The sequence below is a fragment of the Cedecea sp. Ae19-4 genome (assembly GCF_059801165.1).
In genome coordinates this window covers 1-3,914 of record NZ_JBCHWG010000013.1, presented here as the reverse complement: position 1 = coordinate 3,914, position 3,914 = coordinate 1, and the positions used below count along the sequence as shown (strand labels likewise).

The following is a 3,914-nucleotide window of genomic DNA, read 5'->3' as shown; positions in this document are numbered from 1 at the left end:
CTACGCCATCACGCCGGGAGTGCCGGTTGCAGAAAACTCTACTATTAAGACTGGAGGGACTAGCTATCCCGGAGTGGGCAACAATGTGGCTGTATTGATAGCATTGTATGATGCATATAATAATAGAGTTACAGATAGCATTTATCTGAATGATATAGCTGAAAATATCAGTGTTCAGAATATTAGCACTGTAAGAGGTCAAGAATGGTTTATTACGGGTGCTGCTAATTACAGGCGTGACTATGTGTCCTCATCTGCGGGGACAAATTTGCAGATAACATTAAAATTATCAATATGGAGTTCAGAGATTAAATCAAATTTTTACACGATCACGAATTAGAGTATATGGATGTACCACGGGACCATCGGGGTCGGGCTCTGTCGCATTAAGTCATCGCCGGGTATGTAGTGGCACACTGATACTGGCCACCTGATCGGAAGTGATATGCTCACTTCCGTAAGCATCCGGTGAACTCATATTGACAGCTCCGATGTCGCTTTTGACGACAGCGGCCGACAAATAAATCCGCTGACAGCGCGTCTGACTGGGAACGTAGCGGGGATGATGAAGGTGTTTAATCGCTGTGGTTGGCAGGCGGAGCCTGACTCTGGTACCTCCCTGCCCCCACCAGTATTCGCTGATGGCCGGACAGGGAGTGTCAGGAAAGGAGGATTAGTGGCGGATCTGCGCCAGGTCGTCTTCCGTCAGACCGGTCATTTTCATGACAGTATTGCGGTCAATGCCGTTCTGGAACATGGTTCGTGCAATTTTAAGGGTGGCTTCGCGCTCGCCTTTTTCAATGCCGCGTTGTACACCGAGTTGAATTCCCTTCTCGATGCCCTTCTGTTCAAGCTGTTGTGCGATGGTCATAAGTGCGTCTCCGTGTTGTGGCACACGCTGTGCCAGTTCGCGTACAAAGGCTTCGGCATCCGATGTTTCGCCTGCCTGCACGATATAGTGTACCAGCGATATTACCTGTGATGAAGACAGATATGCGGCCAGCAGGATGGGCGCCAGCCGGTCAACCAGTTCTGCCAGGTCCCGCTGGTGAATATGCTTTTGCAGTAAAGTCAGTGCGGCCATACTGCGATGGCCAGCGATTTCATCATCCGGAATGACCGTAACGTCTACCAGCGGGAAAGCGCTGCTGTAGAGTTTTCCTGCCAGCGACGGATCGTCAAACTCATCCAGCCACCGGGTGGAGTACGGATACGGATACGGGCTGCGTTTACCCGTATAGAACAGCACCGGTATCACCAGTGGCAGTTTTTTATGCCCTGCCTCCAGGTGTCGCTGCATGGCAGCCACCGCATAGCGTATCAGGCGGAAAGCCATATGTTTGTCCGGCGTTGACTGGTGCTCGACAAGAACATGAATATATCCGTCGCCGGCTGTAGTTTTCAGGCTGTAGAGGACGTCGCTGAAATACTGGCGGAGATCATCCTCAACGAACGAGCCGGATTCCAGTTTCAGCGTGCTGAGATCGCAGACTGCGCGCAGCTCTGCGGGCAGGTGGATTTCCATAAAGTCTCGGGCAATATCCGGTTGTGTCAGGAACTGCCTGAACGTGGCATCGTGAGGGGTGGGGGTACTGTTTTTCTTCTTCATCGGCCCTGGATCTGAAAAATGACCCGGAGATGTTATCACAGCCCGGAAAAAGCTAATATTGGCGGTGAACGGAATTGCCATTCCTTCAGGGGATCGTTCTGGGGGGTGCCCCTATTAAGTTGTCAAACATGTTATGACGCCTGCGGGGTATAAAAAGTCCCGTCGCGCATCATGGCGAACAGAACGTCGCAGCGTCGTCTCGCCAGGGCGATAAGCGCTTGATTGTGTCGTTTTCCCTGACTCATTTTGCGGGTGTAGTAAGCCCTGGAAATCGGATCCCTGAGCGCGGCGAAGGCCGACAGGAACAACGCTCGTTTGAGGGTTTTATTGCCCCGTCGCGAGGGATGCTCACCGCGTATTGACGAGCCGGATCGCCGGGTTACCGGCGCAAGGCCAGCATAAGCAGCGAGATGTGCGGCAGAGGCGAAGACGCGGCAGGCTACCTCGGTGAGGAGTCTGGCTGCGGTCCTGACACCGACTCCGGGCATACTGGTCAGGACCGGGTAAAGAGGGTGAGCACGAACTCGCTGTTCTACCTCAAGCGCCACCTCGTCTCTTTGTTTACGCAGCGTGATGAGCTGGAGTGCCAGGCGTGGCAGTACAACGGCAGCGGCATTCGTGCCGGGAACGACGACGGTTTGTTCGTTCAGTGCCTGAGCTATGTCTGCTGCAAGGCGTTTACCCAGACGAGGCGCAAGTTTGCAGAGCTGGGCTGCCAGTTTCTTCTCACTCAGCGAAGCGAGTTTTTCTGGTCAGGGATATCGCTGGAGCAGATCGAGCACGGCTGGGTGATCCAGTCTCGGACCGAGAACGCGCTCCAGTGCCGGATGTATCTGGGTCAGAAGGCCGCGGATACGGTTGCTGGCCTGCGTTGTCTGTGCGGCAAGATCATCATCGAAGCCGCAGAGCATGGATAGTTCGGCGATTTGCTCGTCAGCCAGCTTCAGCGTGCGTAGCGCGTGAGGCAGGGTACGGGCAGCTTCGGCAATGATGGCAGCGTCACGAGCATCAGTTTTAGCTTCACCGGCGTGTAAGTCGGCTATGCGGCGCATGGCCAGTCCAGGGAGGTATCCGACAAGGACTCCTTCTGAGCGGGCAACGGCGACAGGTAACGCACCGATGGTAGCTGGCTGGTCAACAACCAGCAGTATCTGACCATGTTGTTTCAGGTCAGATATCAGCGACCTGAGTTTGTTTTCGTCGTTGGGTAATGCTTTATCGAACAGGCGTTTACCTGAACGATTAATGGCAACAGCGTGATGCGTATCTTTACCGACATCAACGCCGATAAAGACCTGAACGGATTCGTAATCGCTGGATTCGGTCATTCTGTCTCCCTTGTATATGGGTTAACCAGATAACCACGGGGAGCAGGTACCGGCATCCACGTTACAGACGGTCCCGGCAAAAGTGCCTGACCTGACCCCTATTAGCGGTTACCAGCGCCCCACCAGACCCGGTGACATCCCCCCCGGATCATGGACGACTGGGGGCATTAATCATGCCGGGTCTGGCTGGCTAACACCCCATTATAAGGGGTACGAATAAAGTAACGGGGGAGATATTCATAACCGGGCTACTGGCAAATCTGTCCATCTGGTGGTGTACGCAGGGGAAAGCATTTCTCGTTTCATTTGCCATTCAGGAGCAATGCCTCGTCCCGCAAACCACACTTTCCCCAGACCGGAATGGTTAATACTGTCCACGACTTTCACCAGCTGGCTGCTGTTGCTTCGCGGCTGAGTATCATCGAACAGGTTCAGCTGCGAAACACCGGTAGGAGTGAAATCATTGAGCATGCAACCCGCTTTTGCATATCGATGCCCATTCACCCAGATCCGATCCAGTGCTTTCACCGCTGCGGCTATGATGTCCCTGGTATCCTGTGTGGGAGTCATCAACTTCTCACTGGCCACATTCCCGTAATACGGCTCGCTCACCGCGAACGGTGACGTCTTCACAAATACAGCAATGTGCCTGCAGAACTGTCGCTCGCCGCGCAGTTTTTCAGCTGCACGCTCAGCATACTGACAAACTGCCTGGCGCATGGCTTCATACGTCGTGACACGCTCCCCAAAGGACCGGCTGCAGACAATCTGCTGTTTTGGCGGCGGCGCTTCTTCAAGCGAAATACAGCTTTCACCGTTGAGTTCACGGACGGTTCTCTCCAGCACTACGCTGAAATTCTTCCTGATAAATACAGGGTTCGCGCGCACCAGCTGCAGTGCCGTAGTGATGCCCATCGTATTAAGCGTTTTTGAGATCCTGCGACCTATTCCCCAGATTTCGTCTACTGGCTGCAGTG

The 3,914-nt window shown here is 53.8% G+C and carries 3 protein-coding genes and 2 pseudogenes; 2 read left to right on the top strand and 3 right to left on the bottom strand.

The annotated features are described in order from the left end of the window. Together AAIE02_RS23540 and AAIE02_RS23535 are read left to right on the top strand one after the other, a co-directional pair. Nucleotides 1-340, top strand: a 340-nt coding sequence (locus AAIE02_RS23540) for a hypothetical protein (protein ID WP_498533415.1), incomplete at its 5' end; no start/stop codon positions are given. A 150-nt stretch (nt 341-490) separates the two neighbouring features. Beyond that, nucleotides 491-677 (top strand): annotated as a pseudogene (locus AAIE02_RS23535) (DUF2913 family protein); the annotation flags it as partial. Here the strand turns inward: AAIE02_RS23535 and AAIE02_RS23530 are convergent. From AAIE02_RS23530 to umuC, 3 genes and pseudogenes are all read right to left on the bottom strand, one after another. After that, the gene (locus AAIE02_RS23530; RefSeq protein ID WP_498533414.1) at nt 674-1,609 is read right to left on the bottom strand and encodes an Rpn family recombination-promoting nuclease/putative transposase; all 936 of its coding nucleotides are present in this window, start codon (nt 1,607-1,609) and stop codon (nt 674-676) included. The pseudogene AAIE02_RS23535 and the gene AAIE02_RS23530 sit on opposite strands and share 4 nt — an antisense overlap. Before the next feature lie 131 nt (nt 1,610-1,740). Then, a pseudogene (locus AAIE02_RS23525) lies at nt 1,741-2,937 on the bottom strand (IS110 family RNA-guided transposase). A gap of 237 nt (nt 2,938-3,174) precedes the next feature. Continuing rightward, nucleotides 3,175-3,914, bottom strand: a 740-nt coding sequence (gene umuC, locus AAIE02_RS23520) for a translesion error-prone DNA polymerase V subunit UmuC (RefSeq protein ID WP_498533413.1), incomplete at its 5' end; no start/stop codon positions are given.

Excerpts from the sequence above, each read along its gene's own strand:
- AAIE02_RS23530 (WP_498533414.1), bottom strand. The coding sequence starts at position 1,609 with ATGAAGAAGAAAAACAGTACCCCCACCCCTCACGATGCCACGTTCAGG.